General features: G+C 54.9%; 19 protein-coding genes and 1 riboswitch. Of the genes, 9 read left to right on the top strand and 10 right to left on the bottom strand.

What is annotated here, in order from left to right:
• Positions 1–12: 12 nt before the first annotated feature.
• Complete coding sequence (gene crcB / locus FOV68_RS18515; protein WP_069025493.1) at positions 13–390, bottom strand: fluoride efflux transporter CrcB; 378 nt, start codon at positions 388–390, stop codon at positions 13–15.
• Between the two features lie 87 nt (positions 391–477).
• Positions 478–553: riboswitch (Fluoride riboswitch) on the bottom strand.
• A gap of 117 nt (positions 554–670) precedes the next feature.
• Between crcB and FOV68_RS18510 the strand changes: the two genes are divergently transcribed.
• Complete coding sequence (locus FOV68_RS18510) at positions 671–1,591, top strand: nucleoside hydrolase (RefSeq protein ID WP_010253478.1); 921 nt, start codon at positions 671–673, stop codon at positions 1,589–1,591.
• Between the two features lie 23 nt (positions 1,592–1,614).
• On the opposite strand, the gene FOV68_RS18505 is transcribed toward FOV68_RS18510, so the two are convergent.
• Positions 1,615–2,643 carry a zinc-binding alcohol dehydrogenase family protein gene (locus FOV68_RS18505; RefSeq protein ID WP_143991329.1) on the bottom strand — a complete coding sequence of 343 codons (1,029 nt, stop codon included), beginning with the start codon at positions 2,641–2,643 and terminating at the stop codon, positions 1,615–1,617.
• A 137-nt stretch (positions 2,644–2,780) separates the two neighbouring features.
• Here FOV68_RS18505 and FOV68_RS18500 point away from each other — a divergent pair, with 137 nt between their 5' ends.
• A complete protein-coding gene (locus FOV68_RS18500) occupies positions 2,781–3,683 on the top strand; it encodes a GntR family transcriptional regulator (protein ID WP_143991328.1) in 903 nt (300 codons plus the stop codon).
• Positions 3,684–3,853: 170 nt separating this feature from the next.
• The gene (locus FOV68_RS18495; protein ID WP_010671480.1) at positions 3,854–5,206 is read left to right on the top strand and encodes an MFS transporter; all 1,353 of its coding nucleotides are present in this window, start codon (positions 3,854–3,856) and stop codon (positions 5,204–5,206) included.
• A gap of 21 nt (positions 5,207–5,227) precedes the next feature.
• Here the strand turns inward: FOV68_RS18495 and FOV68_RS18490 are convergent, their stop codons facing one another.
• On the bottom strand, positions 5,228–6,619 hold the full coding sequence (locus tag FOV68_RS18490) for a hypothetical protein (protein ID WP_143991327.1): 1,392 nt from the start codon (positions 6,617–6,619) through the stop codon (positions 5,228–5,230).
• Positions 6,612–7,523 (bottom strand): alpha/beta fold hydrolase, encoded by a 912-nt coding sequence (locus FOV68_RS18485; RefSeq protein WP_031593038.1) that lies wholly within the window; start codon positions 7,521–7,523, stop codon positions 6,612–6,614. Before FOV68_RS18485 ends, FOV68_RS18490 begins: the two co-directional genes overlap by 8 nt.
• Before the next feature lie 263 nt (positions 7,524–7,786).
• On the opposite strand from FOV68_RS18485, the gene FOV68_RS18480 reads away from it, so the two are divergent.
• Positions 7,787–8,563: a nucleotidyltransferase domain-containing protein gene (locus FOV68_RS18480; RefSeq protein ID WP_143991326.1), complete on the top strand. Its 777-nt coding sequence runs from the start codon at positions 7,787–7,789 to the stop codon at positions 8,561–8,563.
• Positions 8,564–8,744: 181 nt separating this feature from the next.
• Here FOV68_RS18480 and cspA read toward each other — a convergent pair whose 3' ends face one another.
• Together cspA and FOV68_RS18470 are read right to left on the bottom strand one after the other, a co-directional pair.
• The gene (gene cspA, locus FOV68_RS18475; RefSeq protein WP_031593036.1) at positions 8,745–8,957 is read right to left on the bottom strand and encodes an RNA chaperone/antiterminator CspA; all 213 of its coding nucleotides are present in this window, start codon (positions 8,955–8,957) and stop codon (positions 8,745–8,747) included.
• Positions 8,958–9,609: 652 nt separating this feature from the next.
• Positions 9,610–9,873: a DUF2798 domain-containing protein gene (locus FOV68_RS18470; RefSeq protein ID WP_143991325.1), complete on the bottom strand. Its 264-nt coding sequence runs from the start codon at positions 9,871–9,873 to the stop codon at positions 9,610–9,612.
• Positions 9,874–10,001: 128 nt separating this feature from the next.
• On the opposite strand from FOV68_RS18470, the gene FOV68_RS18465 reads away from it, so the two are divergent.
• Complete coding sequence (locus tag FOV68_RS18465; RefSeq protein WP_143991324.1) at positions 10,002–10,904, top strand: LysR family transcriptional regulator; 903 nt, start codon at positions 10,002–10,004, stop codon at positions 10,902–10,904.
• Between the two features lie 226 nt (positions 10,905–11,130).
• Here the strand turns inward: FOV68_RS18465 and FOV68_RS18460 are convergent, their stop codons facing one another.
• Positions 11,131–12,144, bottom strand: a complete 1,014-nt coding sequence (locus tag FOV68_RS18460) for an NAD(P)-dependent alcohol dehydrogenase (RefSeq protein WP_143991323.1) — start codon at positions 12,142–12,144, stop codon at positions 11,131–11,133.
• A gap of 168 nt (positions 12,145–12,312) precedes the next feature.
• Between FOV68_RS18460 and FOV68_RS18455 the strand changes: the two genes are divergently transcribed.
• Entirely contained in the window at positions 12,313–13,218 is a 906-nt protein-coding gene (locus FOV68_RS18455) for a LysR family transcriptional regulator (protein WP_143991379.1), read from the top strand.
• Positions 13,219–13,516: 298 nt separating this feature from the next.
• Here FOV68_RS18455 and azuC read toward each other — a convergent pair whose 3' ends face one another.
• Both azuC and mntP read right to left on the bottom strand, forming a co-directional pair.
• Positions 13,517–13,594: a stress response protein AzuC gene (gene azuC, locus FOV68_RS24605; protein ID WP_111534772.1), complete on the bottom strand. Its 78-nt coding sequence runs from the start codon at positions 13,592–13,594 to the stop codon at positions 13,517–13,519.
• Positions 13,595–13,711: 117 nt separating this feature from the next.
• The gene (gene mntP, locus FOV68_RS18445; RefSeq protein WP_031593031.1) at positions 13,712–14,287 is read right to left on the bottom strand and encodes a manganese efflux pump MntP; all 576 of its coding nucleotides are present in this window, start codon (positions 14,285–14,287) and stop codon (positions 13,712–13,714) included.
• 316 nt (positions 14,288–14,603) lie between these two features.
• Between mntP and FOV68_RS18440 the strand changes: the two genes are divergently transcribed.
• A complete protein-coding gene (locus FOV68_RS18440) occupies positions 14,604–14,846 on the top strand; it encodes a DUF1158 domain-containing protein (RefSeq protein ID WP_010253517.1) in 243 nt (80 codons plus the stop codon).
• Here FOV68_RS18440 and FOV68_RS18435 read toward each other — a convergent pair.
• A complete protein-coding gene (locus FOV68_RS18435; RefSeq protein ID WP_143991322.1) occupies positions 14,836–16,275 on the bottom strand; it encodes a PLP-dependent aminotransferase family protein in 1,440 nt (479 codons plus the stop codon). The genes FOV68_RS18440 and FOV68_RS18435 overlap by 11 nt on opposite strands.
• A 59-nt stretch (positions 16,276–16,334) precedes the next feature.
• Here FOV68_RS18435 and FOV68_RS18430 point away from each other — a divergent pair, with 59 nt between their 5' ends.
• Complete coding sequence (locus FOV68_RS18430) at positions 16,335–16,790, top strand: carboxymuconolactone decarboxylase family protein (protein WP_039389685.1); 456 nt, start codon at positions 16,335–16,337, stop codon at positions 16,788–16,790.
• A 511-nt stretch (positions 16,791–17,301) separates the two neighbouring features.
• Positions 17,302–18,918, top strand: a complete 1,617-nt coding sequence (gene mqo, locus FOV68_RS18425) for a malate dehydrogenase (quinone) (RefSeq protein WP_143991321.1) — start codon at positions 17,302–17,304, stop codon at positions 18,916–18,918.
• Positions 18,919–18,991: the final 73 nt, after the last annotated feature.

The raw sequence follows: 18,991 nt of genomic DNA, 5'->3' as shown, positions 1-18,991 counted from the left end.
CGCTTAGCCGGATCAGCCCAGCATCGTGACCAGTGCGAAACCGGCAAACGCCATCAGCAGCGAGCCGATCACATGCACCAGCGCACTGGTCATCGCCCAGAGATAGTTCCCTGATTGTAGCAACCCCATTAATTCCGCAGTGAAAGAGGAGAAGGTGGTCAGCCCGCCGCAGAGTCCGGTGACAATCAGCAGTTTCCAGATCGGGTCGATGTCGGGATGGCGAACAAACCAGGCCATCGCGCCGCCGATTATCAGACCGCCGATCAGATTTACCAGCAGCGTGCCCGGCGGCAGATTGGGAAAGAGCGCATTAAAGCGCATTGCAAAAAGCCAGCGCAGTACACAGCCGGCAGAGCCGCCGATCATCACAGCCAATAACGGTTTCAACATGTCTTGCTCCTTATTGCAGATTGACGCCGGGCTGAGGGGAAAGGCAGAGATAAACTGCGCCTGACACCTCAGCTCCCGCGAAAGGATTGAGTGTCAGGCGTCATCAGCCGGTGTTAAGCCCACCGGCGGTTGGGAAAGGTGGCACGCCATCACCTTGAGCCGGTGATAATACGACGGCCGTTTCATGCTGGCAACAGTGAAGTCATGATGGCTGAAAACCTTGACGCGCACGCCACAGACGGAGTAATGCTGACGGTTTACAGCCTGTTGCGGAGACCCTATGCGTACCCTGATTTTTGATACCGATATCGGCGTGGATGACGCCTTTGCGCTGGCCTATGCGGCGCGGACGCAGCATCTGCTGGGGATTACCACGGTCTTCGGCAACGTGGCGGTGGGTCAGGCGGTGAAAAACGCCCGACTGTTTTGCGGGAAAATGGCGATTAACGCGGAGGTCTATCGCGGCTGTTCACGACCACTGGCACTGCCACCCTCTGCGCCCGCCAGACTGCACGGTGAAGATGGGCTGGGCGATGCGTTTGATAATGCCTGCAGCGATCAGGCACCGGGCGCGGTGCAGTTTATTATCGACAGCGTGCGGGCGCAGCCGCATCAGATCACCCTGGTGGCGATTGGTCCGCTGACCAATATCGCCACGGCCATTAATCAGGCGCCGGATATTATTCCGCTGGTGAAAGAGCTGGTGATCATGGGTGGCGCATTTGGCACCGACGGGCACAGTGGCAACGTGACGCCCTTCAGCGAATTTAATATCTGGAAAGATCCGCATGCTGCCGATCAGGTGCTCGCCTCGGCGCTGAATGTGGTGGTGATCCCGCTGGATGTCACGCACAAGGTGCTGATCAGCGGCGATGAGGTTCAGCGTCTGAATCAGCCGGTGCTGAGTGCGATCTGTCGCCCTTACCTGGCTTACAGCCTGGAGAAAGAGGGATTCGAGGGTATGGCGTTGCATGACACCCTGGCGGTGGCGTGGCTCACTCTGCCGCAGGCATTTACCCTGACCGAAAGCCCGCTGCGGGTGATCACGGAGGGCATCGCCTGCGGTCAGACGGTGCGTAAGCTGAGCGCGCTGGCATCCCGCCAGGATCCCTTTAACGGCCTGCCCGCCCAGCGTATCGCGCTTGGCGTGGATGCTGATGCGGTGCGGGCGCACTTCTTTCAGACCCTCACTGCGCCCTGAACCACGCGAACCGACTGCCCGCGTTACCGATCGAAATGAATCACGCCTTTGATCAGCTCGCGGTTGTTGATGATTTGCGCCTCGAAGGTTTCATCCAGCGTGGAGAAGGCCAGATGGTGATTCAGCATCATTTCGGCGCGCAGCTGGCCGCTGGCCATCAGCGCACGCACCCGGTCGAAATCTTCACGGGTGGCGTTGCGGCTGCCCATCAGGGTCGTCTCTTTTTTATGGAATTCACTGTCCGGGATCACCAGATCACCTTTGTGCAGGCCGACATAAACGATAGTGCCGCCGTGTCGCATCAGGTTGACCGCATTGTTCATCGCCGCCGGGCTGCCGGTGGCGTCTATCACCTTCAGCGCCAGACGGCCACCAAACTGCTCGCGCAGCGCGCTGTAAAACGCTTCATCAGCCGGATTCAGTGCCGTCAGACCGAGCTGGTCAGCAACATGCTGGCGACGAAATTCGCTGGTATCCGCCACCACCACCTGCGCGCCGCTGGCGGCGGCGATAGCGGCAACACCCAGCCCAATCGGTCCGGCACCCACCACCAGCACCTGCTCATCCGCCACAATTGTGGCACGACGCACCGCATGAGCGCTGATGGCAAAGGGCTCAATCAGCGCAGCCGCTTCCGGCGCGACATCATCCACCGCCAGCAGCGTGCTGACTGGCACGCTTAAGTAGTCGCAGAACCCGCCATCCTGATGCACTCCAATCACTGAGATCTGCTCACAGCAGTTGGTCTTGGCGCTCTGGCAGGCGTCACAGCGCAGGCAGGAGATATAGGGCATTAACGCCACCCGCTGGCCCGGCTGAAAGCCCGCGGCGTCCTGACCCGGCGCCACCACTTCCGCGCAGATTTCATGGCCCAGCACCCGTGGATAGCTGAAGAATGGCTGATTACCAGACCAGGCGTGGATGTCGGTGCCGCAGATTCCCGCGGTGAGGATTTTAATCAGTACCTCGCCAGCGGCGGGCGTGGGGATATCGCGGGTGGTCCATACCATCTTACGTGGTTCAGCGATGACCAGTGCTTTCATTGTTGTCATGGTGATTCTCCGGTTGTCCTGCAGGCAGTTATGGCGAATCCTGCACGCGCTGCGGTGTTCGTTTGCGGGAAGTGTGAAGCACCGCGATTTTTTTGGGCTTTGAATGGTTTTTAATGCATAAAAAACCGGAGAGTGAGATGAGCCGCAGCCAGAATTTACGCCAGAACGTCATCAACCAGATGCTGGAAAGCATCGCTCAGCGCCATATTCGTTCACCGCTGCCGCCCCAGGCGGCACTGGCGGAAATGTTCAATATCAGCCGGACTACGGTGCGCCACACCCTGCACTATCTGCATCAGTGCGGCGTGCTGGATAAGGTGGATCAAACCTGGGTTATCGTGCGCGATCCGCGCGAAGATGACGGTTTTAGCGCGTTAACGCCGCCGATTGAGCAGCAGGCCAGCCACTTTGAGCAGATGTTTTTTAATATGATTAATCAGCGGCAGCTGGTGCCCGGCGATACCTTCAGCGAGCTGCAACTGGCGCAGCAGGTGAAAGTCAGTCCGGTGGTGGTGCGCGAATTCCTGCTGCGCTTTATGCGCTATGACCTGCTGGAGCCGGTCAGACGCGGCCAGTGGCGGATGAAAAAATTCACCCAGGATTACGCCGAGAAGCTGTTTGAACTGCGCGAGATGCTGGAAACCCACGCCCTGAGCCGCTTCCTGAATCTGCCCGCAGGCGACGAGCGCTGGGTTCAGGCGCGGGATCTGCTGGATCGTCACCGATCGATGCGCGATACCATCGCCAGCAACTATCGCCACTTTGCCGCGCTGGATCGTCAGATGCATTCGCTGATTTTATCCGCCGCCAACAACCCGTTTTTCAATCAGTCGCTGGAGATTATCTCTGTGATCTTTCACTCGCATTATCAGTGGGATGAGAGCGACCTCAAGCAGCGAAATATTGTGGCGCTGGAGGAGCATATGGCGATTCTGACCGCGCTGATTGGCCGTCAGGATGTCGACGCACTCTGTGCATTACATAACCATCTGGCAACCGCTAAAACCTCGATGGTGCGCTCAATCGGTCAGTACAATTAAAAACCGATTAAAAACCACAAAGCATTAGCTCCCGCACGATTCAGAAACATCTTTGCAACATCCTTAACCCTTTGCTCTTAGTCTCGACTGCAACGTCACGGCGGCCTTTTGCCGCTGCGCGCAGACCCCTTCTCACCATAACGATAAGTACCCAGTTTCGGGAGAGTGCAATGGAAAAGACTTCAGTAACCGGCCGCGACAGCGCAGCTGGCGACACGCCATCAGACCAGGATTTCGTGCCGATGCGTAGCGACGTGGTGCGTTCACCGCGTATCCGCAAGATCCAGATCACGGCGATGCTGTTGTTGCTGTTCGCCGCCATCATCAACTATCTGGATCGCAGCTCGCTGTCGGTCGCGAATATGACCATCCGCGAGGAGATGGGGCTGAGCGCCACCGAAATCGGCTTCCTGCTCTCCGCCTTTTCGCTGGCTTACGGCCTGGCGCAACTGCCGTGCGGCGCGCTGCTGGATCGTAAAGGGCCGCGCATTATGCTCGGCATTGGCATGTTTATCTGGTCGCTGTTTCAGGCCGCCTCTGGCCTGGTGCATAACTTTACCCAATTCATCCTGGTGCGCATCGGCCTCGGCATTGGTGAAGCACCGATGAACCCGTGCGGCGTGAAAGTGATCAACGACTGGTTCAACATTAAAGATCGCGGCATGCCGATGGGGATGTTCAATGCGGCTTCGATGATTGGACTGTCGGTGGCTCCGCCGATTCTGGCGGCGATGATGCTGGTGATGGGCTGGCGTGGCATGTTTGTCACGATCGGTATCCTCGGCATGTTCCTCGCCATCGGTTGGTATATGATCTACCGTGACCGCGACAACAATACCCTGAGCGCTGAAGAGATCCACTATTTACAGGCGGGCAGCGTTGCCTCGCGTAAAGAGCCGATCAGCTTTAAAGAGTGGCGCGGCCTGTTTAAGCAGCGCACCATGTGGGGCATGATGATTGGCTTCAGCGGCATCAACTATACCGCCTGGCTCTATATCGCCTGGCTGCCGGGCTATCTGCAGTCGACCTATCATCTCGATCTTAAAAGTACCGGCCTGCTGGCGGCGATTCCGTTCCTGTTCGGTGCGGCGGGCATGCTGCTGAATGGCTATGTGGTCGACTCGCTGGTACGTCGCGGCTTTAACGCGGTGAAAACCCGCAAAGTCTGCATCGTCAGCGGGATGCTGCTGTCCGCCGGCTTTACCGCCGTGGTGACCCGCGCGACCGACACTACCAGCGCCGTAACGCTGATTGGGATGGCGCTGTTCTGTATCCACTTCGCCGGAACGTCGTGCTGGGGATTGATCCACGCCAACGTCACCGCCCGTATGACAGCGTCTGTCGGCAGCATCCAGAACTTCGCCAGCTTTATCTTCGCCTCGTTCGCGCCGGTCATCACCGGCTGGGTGCTCGACACCACCAAATCGTTCAGCATGGCGCTGATGATTTGTGCCTGCGTGACGCTGGTTGGCGCACTCGCCTACCTGCTGCTGGTGCGCCAGCCGATCACCGACGGCGAATAATCACGGCTGACGGCGCGACTGCTACGTCAGCGCCGTCAGGGTGACCCCATGTTTTGCACCATAACGCTGAATACCCGTCATCACCTTCTCCGCGCTCAGTGCGGGTGGTGGTGGCAACAGCGGTGCCCGTTCACGCAATGCCGAGTCGAAGCGGGCAAACGTTGCGAAATCACGCGGAAAACGTTCCTCATCCACGCCAATCAATACGCCTTCATCACGTGCATGGGAGAGCAGCGCCCGCCAGCGATCAATCTCCGCCAGACCGATACTGTCGGTGCCGTGAGAAAAGAGCATCATGTCGATGTTGCGGAACGGCGGCTGTTTTTCCAGGAAGCGTTGCAGGGCCGCGGCCGAAGGCTCGGTGCAAAAGACCAGCCAGAACGGGATGGCGTGCTGATGCATGGTGCACCACGGGTCCATCAGCAGGAAGCTGTCCACCGTCAGCCGGGTCGGTAAAATTCCCGCCGCCAGATACCAGTCGCGGTAGATCTCTGCCACCACATAGCTCATCGCCTCCGGATCTTCGTAACGAATCTCCATCAGCTTCCAGTTCTGAGCCTCCGCCAGTTTTTTCAGCGGCGAAATCAGATAACCATCCAGTCCCCACTCCGCTTCCGGCACGTGGTCAGTAATGGCGGGCGGCGTCCAGCGCTCACGATCGATGCCATAGCGTGCCAGATATTCCGCCACCCGCGGGCCGCCCTGTAAGTACTCTTTTTCGGTTGCGCCGCCGAGCGCACCAAACTGGAAAAACGAGCGATCGCTGGTGCGTGTTACCGGCCACTGTCGGGTACAGTGATTGATAAACAGCGTTGATCCGGCGGGCAGACTTCCCATCAGAAATTCGTTGAAGGCCAGCGGCAGTTCGCGCAGTTTCAGCCGGAAGTAGCGCATCTGATCGAGCATCAGCCGATCCTGATTCGGGTCCTGCATATGGTGCACCGCCAGCCGTGGCCAGGCAGCCAGCAGCGCGGCAGCAATCTCTTTGCCCTGCTCAAAGCTGGTCTGTGCGTCATCGGGATCGTTATTCGCGGCCCGCACCGGGCAAAGAAAAGTCTGGGGCAGCCAGGGTACACCCATCGCCGCCGCCAGATGCACCAGTGCACCGTTCGATGAACCGATAAAGGCCGCCGGATAATCCTGTTGCGGGTATTCACTCACCATCCATTCGGCGATCCCTTCCACATCCAGTTCACCCGCCTGGCGCAGGCTGATGCCTTCTGCCATGCCGCCCAGCGCATAGCCCCACTCACGCAGCCCGGTCGGTAGCCGGTTCAGTGAGGGTAACAGGCGATCCAGCGTCGGTGACTGGCTGGGGCTGGCAAAGGGGCGGTCGTGCAGCGCATTGGCCAGCGCAAGCAGCATGGCGGCAGCAGAGTCAAAGCGGGCAATCCCTCTTGGTGGTTTACTCATGTTGATCCTCCTGCTGGATACGTGCCAGGAACGGGCGGATGGCGTGACAGAAACTCCACGGGTAGACGTAGTGCAAAGTGTGCGTCCCGTCGCGTAATGTCACTCGTTCGCTGCGCGGCATCAGGGCGGCGAGTTCATCCAGCCAGCGGGCCGGACAGACGGGATCGCGCGAGCCCCGCAGCAGCAACGTGGGTGCGTTAATGTAAGTAAGGCGATGCTCTATGCGGTCGCGCATCATGGCGCGCATGGTACCGAAAGCGCGCCGCAGGCCCGCTTTGGCGTAATCAATTCGGGCCAGTGGGCCCGGTGGACGACGTGATTCCAGCCGGCCATTACGCCAGTCGCGCCAGAGCTGACGCGGCAGACTGCGTGCATGACGATCGACCGTCGGCCCCTGCAGCACCAGTCCCGCCACAGCCTGTGGATGTTTCACCGCCAGCGCGGCCAGAATCTGGCAGCCAAACGAATTGCCGACCCAGATAGCACGCTGGAAACCGTTATGCTGTAGCCACAGCCACAGCGCATCCGCCAGCTGCTCCACCGACATGATCGGCGCAGAAGGGGGCAGTGTGCTGGCGCCAAAACCGGGCAGATCCGGCACCAGCACGTGATAGTCGCGCCCCAGCGCCAGCGCCAGTGGCTCCATCGCCCGGCCCGACATCACCAGACCGTGGATCAGCACGACCGGCAGTCCCTGATCCTCATTAGGCGTAACGCGGGTAAACATGCGCCAGTCACCAATCTGCTGATAATAACCGGCCAGACCGGCGTGATGACTGTGCGGCGACACCGGCGGCGTCTCCTTAAGCTGCCGCCAGCGTTTCATGCCCCATAACGTGGCCGCCACACCCAATCCAACACCTGCCACAATCGCTGCCTGTTTTCGTCGATGCTTCTGGATCATCCGCTGCTCCTGGTTTGGGGAGAATAATTCAGTGTAGGTCGGGATCAGACAGCAGGCGGGTTATCCGCATGATGGTGTGAAAAAGTATGGGGTTTCGCCTAAGAAGACGCTGGCTTTGCGGGTGATAAACTCTGGCGGGGGATATGTCTGATGTAAGCGGGAAGGCAATGACGGCAGTGAATGATGTGTGTACGCTGTGAGCGAGAAGCGGACATAAGAGATATAATTAATCCGGTGAATGACGCCATTAAAAGGGAGAAAGGATGGCAATCGATCACAACGGTTTTATTGCCCTGCCAGAAACCAATAAATTGCAGCCAGAGTTCCGGAATATTGTTGCACAGGTCGAGGCAAAGCTAATCCAAAGTTTTCCTGAGCTTATACATAGCCTTTATTTGTATGGCAGTGTGGCTGAAGGCCGGGCAAAAATCGGGAAGTCCGATCTGGATATGACAGTCATATTTAGCGTTGATCCCGGCGAAGTGGCTAAAGTGCAACTTACTGAAATACAGCGCAAACTTGAAAAAAATAATCCTGTTGTCAGTAAAATCGATTTTGATTGTGGCCTGTTACAACAGGTAGTGCATCCAGATAATCTGCTTAGCTGGGGATACTGGCTCAAACATCACTGTGTCTGCGTTTACGGAGAGGACCTGAGTCAACGATTCCAGTCATTTAAACCTTCAAAAGAAATCGCGGTAGCAGTGAATGGCGACTTCCTGCCGGTGCTGGAAAAATTAATAACTCAAATGCAGTTATCTGCTGACGAAAATAAAAAGTTGCAGCTACAGCGTGCTGCTGCACGAAAGGCAATCAGAGCAACCAATATTCTTCGCAGTGAACATGACAAACAGTGGCCTGAAACACCCGAGGAGTATCGCTTTACATTCAATGCCCGATATCCAGCGTTAGCAAAAGAAATGGATGATTTGCTGGCAATCAGTAATACGCCTCAGGGGAGCATCGCTGATTTCAAAAGGCGCGTTATGGCTTTTGCCCGATGGCTTAACGTCACATTTCATCACGGGCAGGGCTTATGAAGAGAGGATTAACTTCGGGGTGGACGAATAAACACGGAGCAGGTTAACGGATCAGAGATAATACGAATTTCAGGCAATAAAAAACCCGCACTGGGCGGGTTTATTTTATTATCAGCAGAGCTTATCTGCTCAGACTTATGTCTTCATCGCTATTGTAGGCGTCGCTGATAATGAGCGCGGCTTACAGCGCTGTGACGTTGCCAGCTGCAGGGCCTTTAGCGCCATTTTCAATGGTGAAGGAGACTTTCTGACCTTCATCAAGCGTTTTGTAGTTATCACCCTGGATAGCAGAGAAATGTACGAATACATCTTTGCTGCCGTCATCGGGAGTGATAAAGCCAAAACCTTTATCTGAATTAAACCATTTTACTAAACCAGTCATTTTGTCAGACATAGATATTTCCTTAATCGATTAGCCACTAAGAGCGGCGAAGATGGCCTGTAGTTAGAGATTTACTTATTGGGCACTTAGGAGGAGGCTCTCGAAGAAGGATATCTGTGGATAACACTTGAACTGAGGACTACTTTACTAAAACTGCTTTCATAAGGTCTGTGTTCCAAACCGATGACGCATTAAGACATAGCGATAATAATTTAGCAATGTATATGTTTATTTATTTTAACCATTTATACGCTCAGATGGCTGAATGGCTGTTTTATTTTGACTGCTCAGGGAGAGCTTCAGGCTCCGCGGTGTGCGAAGAGGAGCAGGCTAATACCGCCATAACGACGGTGCTGATTTAACGTTGATGCTTAACAATAAACAGAGCCAGTAATGTCACATCGCGTGAAACTCTCCGCACGGCCAATGAAGGGGTTTCCTCGCCCTCCTCATCTGTGAGCTTTACCTGCTGCATATCGTACGCCCGGCTCTTCGGTATCTTTCATCCTGATACCGGTCAGTATCTGAACGACCTGCCCACCCTGCATCTGAAATGCTGGAGGTTTGCCACCCGCCACCATTCTGGCGCAGCCGTCGCCTGCCGCGATGAGCGAGAAGCGGGCTAAATCACACCCGGGCGCCCGTAATGGGCATGCTGACTGTCTCAGTGACCGTGAACGGTCAATCCTACGAGCCGGATAACAACATGACGGACAACCAGTATGCAAAAGAAAGCCGCTGGCATGGCGACCTGGTAAGCATTCATCACATTTGTCATGTAATGAGGCCCCATTCCGAATTCGGCTAACGTGATGACCAGACTCATCAGGAACGCCATGATGATCGCCATATAAAGCGCAAATATGTAAGGCGCCGTGCGCACCGGCAGGCGGGTTCGTAAGGTTTTTTTTGTTGCAGCATCAGTCATCTGAATATCCTGTTTAACAAAAGTGGACGAAACTGCGGCTAACTTAACAAGCTTATGCGGGGGGTTGTAGAGCGGTTATGCTTTAATCATTATTAAGTAAAAGTGACGAATAAACGGTTGAGGATGCGATGGACGTGTTAGGGTTGATTAGCACTTTTATCCGCGTGGTGGAAAACGGCAGTATTGCAGCGGCGGCACGCGCTAAAGGTATGAGTCCGGCAGCAGTCAGCCAGAGTCTTTCCCGTCTTGAAGCGCATCTGGGCGTGCGACTGCTATCGCGCACCACCCGCAGCATGACCTTAACGGAAAACGGTAAACGCTATTTCGAGAAAGTCCGTCACATCCCACATGATATCGAACTCGCCTCGCAGGCTGCTGCGAATGAAACCAAACCGCAGGGGCCACTTTGTATCGCCACAACAGCCGCGTTTGGTCGGTATGTTCTGGCTCCCCTTATGCCCGCTTTCAAAGCGTCCTTCCCCGATATAGATATTGAACTGATCAGTACCGATCGCAACGTCGATCATCGCCTGGAAGGCGTCGATGTCAGTATCCGCATCGAAGCACAGCTGAATGATCAACTGATCGCCAGAAAAATTGCATCGCTACCCTTTATATTCTGTGCGGCTCCCGCTTACCTTGATCGCGCTGGCACGCCTCAGACGCCTGGAGAACTTAGCCAGCACGCCTGCCTGGTTTTCCGCTATCCCACCGACAGACGGTTTCTGCCATGGACGTTTATGGTCAACGGACAGCCTGTTAATGCAAAACTCAACCCCAGTTTTATCAGCGATGATATTGATATCATCGCCAGAATAGCCGTAAACGGCGGCGGCATTGCCCGTCTGGCAAGCTTTGTAGCTCAGCCACTGATAGACAGCGGTCTGTTAAGGTCTTTGTCCTGGTCAGGTCACAGTGGCGAGAGCACCATTGAGTCCCTCCCGATGAATATCTATGCCTGTGTCACCGAACGTTCGGCACTGAATTCGAAAGTACGGACATTTATTGAATTTGTGGCCGATGCGCTTTAAGACAGGAGCGTTTTTGCCGGCGAAAATTGTCTGTACTTTTCGGCTTATCCACCCGCAAAAGTAACTCACCGCTGCCGGTCGTGGTGATACGAAAAGCGGCCCTTTTGACGATGTGCAGAAGGAATATAAGCACGCTTTGAGAAGGGGTTTAACGCGGTGAGAGTGGGATTAAAAAGTATCTGGCAGTCAGTAAAAACTGCCAGAATTGAGGAATAAAATGTCGTTATCAGTCACTAATTCGGATGACGATTTTGCCAAATGCACCACGGGAGAGGTGCCGGAAGGCTTCAACCGCCTCATTAAAACTGTAAACCTGTTCAATGACGGGTTTAATATTATGTTTATTGAGGAACGGATTCATCCGATCAAACGAGGAGCGTGGTGCAACCGCAATACCCCGGATCTTTGTCTGACGGAAAATTAACGGCATCAAATCAAGTTGTGCTGTCTGGCCGGTCAGAAATCCTACCTGAGCAATCGTACCGGCAACTTTTGTCGCAGCAATTGACTGATTGATGCCATTGCCCCCGGCGACATCTATCGTTACGTCAGCGCCTTTACCATCAGTCATTTCAAGCACTTTTCTTTCCCAATCAGGGTATTTTTTATAGTTAATCCCTTCATCGGCTCCCAGTAATTTAATGCGCTCAAGGTTTGCATCGTTACTGGAGGTGGCAATGACACGTGCACCATAGGCATGCGCTATCTGAGCAGCGAAGACCGATACACCACCGGTTCCCTGTACGAGCACGGTCTGACCAGGTTGCAGATTGCCGATATCCATTAGCGAGTACCATGCCGTAAGTGCAGCGATGGGAAGTGTAGAGGCTTCTTCATCTGTCATGCTGTCAGGCGCTTTAACTGCGCTGTCCTCATGAATGATCATGTACTCAGCCAGCCCGCCGGGTAACGGCATTCCAATACACCATGCTGGCTCATCGGCTGCAGGTTCACCCTCTAACCAGCGTGAATAGAGATGCGAGTTAACGCGATCACCCGTGCTAAAACGGGATACACCCTGTCCCGTGGCAACAACGGTGCCCGTGGCATCCGAGACAGGAATCAGTGGCTTTGGAACCAGATGAGGCTCATAGAAGCCCTCTACTATTGCCTTATCCCTGAAGTTCAGAGACACCGCGCCAACTTTAACCAGAAGTTCACCCGGACCGGGTACAGGCGTTTCCACCTCTTCAAGCTTTAAGTTTTCAAGGCCAAAATCTTTCAGTAACCATGCTTTCATTTTGTCATTTCCCATGTGTATGCATCGAATAGGGTGATGATAAAAAAAGCAGGCGGGCGTAAAAAGCCATGTAAAAGGACTTCAGTGTTACTGCAGGAGAAACAATCGGAATGGGATATAATCCGCAATACACTATTTCGGCAGGAATATTTTTTGCGGAGTTAAATGATGCGCTCGAACATGCTGGAATTGATGGATATTTTTGTTCACGTCGTTGAATTCCGTAGTTTCACCCGGGCCGCTGACGCCTTGCAGCTGCATCGCCCTGCGGTCAGTAAGTCCGTACAACAGCTGGAAGACAAGCTTGGCGTTAAGCTATTGCACCGCACCACGCGCAGTCTGAGTGTGACCGTTGAAGGGGAAGAAATTTATCAGCGGGCTAAAACGCTGCTGAGTGATGCCAGCGATATAATGGCTTCTTACTCTTCAAATCAGCGACCTCGTGGCCAGCTGCGCATTGATGTTCCACTGGCGCTGGCACACAGTATCCTGATCCCACAATTAAGCGAGTTTCAGGCTTTATATCCTGAAATTGAAATAGTCTTAACCGCTTCAGATCGCCTGACCAATTTAATTACAGAGGGTGTCGACTGTGTTATTCGTCTCGGTGAGCTTGCTGATTCGAATTTTATTTCGCGCAGAATGGGCAGCCTGCAGATGGTCACCTGTGCAGCACCCTCTTATCTGGATAAATATGGCACTCCTTTAACGCCTGATGACCTTAAAGACCATAAAGCCATTTATTTTTTTAATGAACACAGTCGGGACATTCAGGAATGGAAATTCGTTATGAACGGCGAAATTGTTTCACGGCATCCGGGAAGCAGCGTACGAGTTAACAATTCTGACGTACTTCTTTCCTGTGGCGTGGCGGGCCTCGGCATGCTTCACGCATTATATACGGCATTAAAGCCCTGCCTCGAAACAGGCCAGCTGAAGGAAGTATTATCGGGTTATGCGACAGTGACGAAACCGGTTTCAATACTCTACCCTGACAGACGCTATCTTCCGCCTAAGGTCCGGGTCTTTATCGAATGGTTTACTGAAGTATTCAGGAAGAATGATCAGTGTTAAACGTGAATCTTAGCTTCGGCACAGGCACTCCCGTGACCCATTAAAAGTGCGTGTTTCCTGTTTAAGGTATGCCGCCATTTTGTCTGGCATCCGGAAATCTCCCGGGCAGATTAGATCACTGCAGCAACGTCCGTTTCTGGCTCAAAGTGGCGCATAACGGCAATCAGAAGGAGAGGGGTAGCAACAAACAGGATGCACCAGAAGTGCGAAAGCGCGGGTTTAAATCAGCAGAAGCAGAAAAGGTGATAATCACAGGTCGATCCCTGACCGCGATTATCGAGGGTTTCTTGCGGGGTGTTTAGTACATGGCACCCGGCGGTACGTGTTTGAACGTCTCAACGTAAGCACGGAACACGTGTTTAAAAATACGTTTCATGGAACACCTGATTCAAATTTAGTTGAACATATACCGAAAAAGTATAGCTCCTGTGCGTTTTAACAGCAAATAAATTTGAACCAGATCACAAAAATGACGGTTTTATGTGCAAAAGCCCTACGCGGTGTAGCCGAGATGCTGCAACAGAATGGTGGAGCCGACGGCTATCAGCACTACTCCACCCAGCACTTCCGCCCATTTGCCCAGGACCGGACCAATAAAGCGCCCGACTAATACGCCAGTCGTCGCCATCACCGTAGTGGCTGCACCAATGGTCAGCGCGGTAGTAATGATGTTCACCTGCAGGAAAGCCAGACCCACACCGACAGCCAGCGCATCGAGGCTGGTCGCTACCGCGGTGGTAGCCAGTACCATAAAGCCATGGCTTTGCGGGGCTTCACAGGGCTCTGCGACGGCAGTCTGACGGAAGCCTTCCATCATCATGCGGCCACCCAGAAACGCCAGCAGAATGAAGGCAACCCAGTGATCCCACGCCATGATGTAACGGCTGGCGGCCAGGCCAAGCGCCCAGCCAATCAGCGGCGTCAGCGCTTCAATTGAGCCGAAAATCAGACCGGTACGCAGCGCTTCTTTAAAACCGGGACGATGCAATGTGGCACCTTTGCCCAGAGCAGCAGCAAACGCGTCCATCGACATGCCCAGCGCAAGAATTAAAGTGGCAATAAAGGTCATGATTTATTCACCTGGGGCGAAAAAGCGGCAATTCACGCTGAATTCACCACACAAAGTGTTCAGTTATGAAAAAGTGGGCGCAGTCTATCATGCAAACCCAAAGATAAAAAGACAGTAAAATCAGGGATTTAAGTATAGCAAAGGCTATAACTCTTATCATCCGCTATGAATCGCGCTAAGTCGATGGTAGCAAAGCGTTTTCTGACCATTTCTCTGGCCATGCAGCATGCCGGATGCGCACGAAGCAGCGCGCCACCATTGAACCGTGTCGCCGTTTACCGGAAAATGCCGGGCTGATAAATATGGGATACCGGTTATGAATAACCCTTTTGAAACGTTGATCGTGCCTGGTGGCATTTTACTGCTGGGCTTTCTCTCGGCGCTGCTGCTGCCCGCGCCCGCCTTTAGCGTGACGGTGGCGCAGCATCTGTTGCAGATGTTCCATTTGCAGGACCTGAATCAGCTCTATACGGTGGTGTTTTGCGTCTGGTTTTTGCTGCTGGGCGCACTGGAGTTTTTTGTTATCCGTTTTGTCTGGCGTCGCTGGTTCAGGGGCTGACAGCAGGATACGCATCGACCAGCGCCTTTAGCCGTTCGGCACTGCGCGCATAACCTTCACGTGGCAGATGTGCCGCCCCCAGTAGCAGGCCCGCACCGCGCTGATCCGCCTGCTGATACCAGATCGACAGCGGCGACGGCGCCATGCCCCACTCCACCGCCTGCTGCGCAATCACCTGATCCGGTGAACCGGCGGGTAAACGAACAATCACCGCCAGCCCGGCGCGTTGCAGGTCAGGAAAGTGAGGATGCAGCGCCGCGATCATCAGTTCCAGCCGCTCATGATAGACGCGCTTCATCCGCCGCAGATGCCGCATAAAGTGGCCATCCCGCAGAAATTCCGCCACCGCATTATGCAGCAATCCGGAGGAGGCAGGCGAAAGCAACGCGCAGACCTCGCCGAACCGGGCCGTCAGCGCGGGTGGCACCACCATAAAACCGAGCCGCAGTTGCGGCGTCAGCGTCTTGCTGAACGTGCCGATGTGCAACACCCGCCCCTGGCTGTCGAGCGCGGCCAGTGCCGGCGCGGCGCGATTGCCGGGCTGAAGCTCGCCGAGATAGTCATCTTCGATAATCCAGCGCTGCGCGCGGCTGGCCCAGTTAAGCAGGGCATGCCGGCGTGCCAGGCTCATCGTCATACCAAGCGGCGCCTGCTGTCCCGGCGTGACCAGCGCAAAAGCGGCATCCGGCGCGCGGGCAATCCCGGCCTCAACCTGCAACCCTTCGGAATCAACCGGCACGGCAACCGGCGTGACGCGCAGCGCTTCAACCGCGCGACGCGCCACCCAGAATCCGGGATCTTCCAGCCATGCTGTTTTACCCTGAAAATTCATCGCCAGCCCAATCAGTCCCATTGCGCCAGCATAGCCGCTGGTAATAATGATCTGGTCCGCCTGACAGCGCAGGCCGCGTGCCACCGCAAGATAGGCCACCAGCGCCTGCCGCAACGCTAAGCTGCCGCGGGGATCGGGATAGCTGGCCGGTCTGCTGACCTGCAGGCGCGTCTGACGCTGCAGAATGCGCAGCCAGACTTTGGCCGGGAATGCATCGCTGGCAGGAATGCCCATCTGGAAGGTCAGCGGTGGCGCTTCATACTCCTCTGCACCTTCCAGCAGCTGGCGTTCAGCATCGGCGCTGACCGGTTTTAACGGCGGTAATGGGCTGACGAAGGTACCCGCCGCGCCTCTGGCCTGCAGAAACTGACCATCAACCAGCATGTCGTAACTGGCGCGAACGGTGCCACGCGCCACGCCGAGCTGAGCCGCCAGATCGCGACAGGAAGGCAGACGCGCGCCAGGTTGTAAACGTCCTTCACCAATCGCCTGTTCAATCAGCTGACGCAGTTGTTCACTGAGGCCACGTGACGCGCCGCGCTGCAGTGTCAGCGTGGAAAGCGGCGATGGACCAGTCAGACTCTCATTTTTTGGCACTTTATCTGCTCCATTGAAAGGCTGAAAATCGCCTTATCAACCCTGAATGAGGCAATAAGATGAGCGAACGTATCGATTTTCACAGTGCAGCACCGGCGGGCATGAAAGCGCTGGGCGGCGTATACAGCTATCTGGCACAAACCGATCTGCCGCTCACTTTACTGGAACTGCTGTTCCTGCGCATATCGCAGATTAATGGCTGTGCCTACTGTATTGATTTACATACCAAAGCGCTGAATAAAGCGGGCATGGGCTGGGATAAGATCGTACTGACCTCGGTCTGGCAGGAATCCGGTACGCTGTTCAGTGATAAAGAGAAGGCTGCCCTGCACTGGGCTGAATGCCTGACCCTGATTGCTCAGCAGGGTGCGCCAGACGACCGCTATACCGCACTGAAAGCGCACTTCAGTGAAAAAGAGATTGTCGATCTGAACATCGCGATTGGTCTGATGAACACCTACAACCGCATGGCGATAAGTCTGAAAAAGTTGCCCGCCAGCGCCAGTCTGTCATAAGTGAATCCGATGCGTGCGCCGGTGTGCACGCATTTTCAGACTCACAAAAATGTAACATTATTTTTACACAAGCGGCCTCTCAGGCGCTCTGCTCCCGATTCCCGTTATTCCTTAGTGCATAATAAATCGCTAAATTTCAGCGAATTAAATAATTCCGCACGGTTCATATCCATTCCGGCGTTGCACCAGCATGGAGCTTTTCAGCAACATGCTATTTTTGTTAACCCACTGACTTCACACTAAAAAACTCCTAATACGCTGCCAGCCCTGATGATTAATTCTTATGCTGAATCATTTCTGCATTTAAAAAATAAACAAATGTTTAATTAAGATGCGAGAATGTTATATTCGGATGACAAAGCATAACGTGCAGTTAACGCGTTATTACCGCTTTAACCCTATACCTGAGACTTAACCTTTGAGAAATAGCGCAACGCGCTCGTAAGAAGCGTGACTATTTCGCCTGCGAAACTGTTGGGCTTCAGGTCAACAGAAGAGGAGATGTCGCCTCATGTGCAATTCAGCTGTAAACCTTGCGCTCGCGATGAGTGCCATGGCAAAGGACACCACTACTACCGCGCAGGAGCGCAAAGACGTTGACGTGCTGCTGATTGGCGCAGGTGTGATGAGCGCTACCCTCGGCGCGTGGCTGCAGGATTTAGAGCCAGACTGGTCCATCGAAATGGTGGAGCGGCTGGATAGCGTGGCCGAAGAGTCGTCCAACGGCTGGAATAACGCGGGCACCGGTCATGCGGCGCTGGCGGAGCTGAACTATACGCCTCAGCAGGCGGATGGCAGCATCGACATCACTAAAGCGGTAACGATCAACGAATCGTTCCAGATTTCCCGCCAGTTCTGGGCTTATCAGGTCCAGAAAGGCAACCTGCGCAACCCTAAAAGCTTTATTCACAGCACGCCGCACATGAGCTTTGTCTGGGGTGACGACAATGTCGACTTCCTGCGCAAGCGCTTTAAGGCGCTGCAGAAAAGCACCCTGTTCCGTGGCATGGCCTACTCCGAAGATCCGCAGCAGATTGCCCGCTGGATCCCGCTGGTGATGAATGGCCGTGACCGCAGCCAGAAAGTGGCCGCGACCTGGACGGAGATGGGCACCGACGTGAACTTCGGTGAAATCACCCGTCAGCTGATCGCCTCGTTAGAGAAGAAAGCGAATTTCCAGCTGCGTCTGCGTCAGGAAGTGCGTGAGCTGAAGCAGCTCGCCGACGGTCGCTGGCAGGTGACGCTGCAGTGTCTGAACAGCGGCACGCGTCGCACACTGACGGCGGGTAGAATATTTATCGGTGCTGGCGGCGCAGCGTTACCGCTGTTGCAGAAGGCTGGCATTCCGGAAGCCAACGGTTACGCTGGTTTCCCGGTGGGCGGTTCATTCCTGGTAACGGAAAATCCGCAGGTCGTCGCGCAGCACATGGCCAAGGTCTATGGCAAAGCCAGCGTCGGTGCGCCGCCGATGTCCGTGCCGCACGTCGACACCCGCGTGCTGGATGGCAAGCAGGTGCTGCTGTTTGGTCCGTTCGCCACCTTCTCGACTAAGTTCCTGAAGCAGGGTTCGCTGATGGATATGTTCACCTCACTGAACAGCAGCAATATGCTGCCGATGGTGAAAGTGGGACTGAAAAGTTTTGATCTGGTGAAATACCTGATGGATCAGGTGCTGCAAAGCGATCGCGACCGGATGGACGCCCTGCGCGCCTATGTGCCGCAGGCGAAGCAGGAGGACTGGCGCTTAGTGACTGCCGGTCAACGTGTGCAGATCATCAAAAAAGATGAGAAAGAGGGCGCCGTGTTACGCCTGGGCACCGAAGTGGTCGCCTCACAGGATGGCTCGATTTCAGCACTGCTGGGTGCATCGCCTGGCGCCTCTACGGCGGCACCGATCATGCTGGAGCTGCTGCACAAGGTCTGTCCTGAGCAGATGGCTTCGCCGGAATGGCAGAACAAAATCCGTGCGGTGATCCCATCCTGGGGACGTAAGCTGAACGGCGACTTGGCGCTGACAGAGAAAGTGTTAGCCGAAACCAGCCGGATTCTGCAGCTCGACTATTCGCCAGTCACTCCGATGGCGGCAAACGATGAAGGACGGGAAACCGCGTTCGTCGTCGGCAAATAATTCAGCGCCATTGATAAAAAGGCTCCGCACTGCGGGGCCTTTTTTATTGGCCGGTTACCTGGTCGATCCGGGC

The sequence above is a fragment of the Pantoea sp. paga genome, assembly GCF_007558755.1.
GTDB classification, from domain to species: domain Bacteria; phylum Pseudomonadota; class Gammaproteobacteria; order Enterobacterales; family Enterobacteriaceae; genus Pantoea; species Pantoea agglomerans.
Note: the sequence above shows the minus strand (reverse complement) of the source record. Positions and strands in the feature narration are given on the sequence as shown.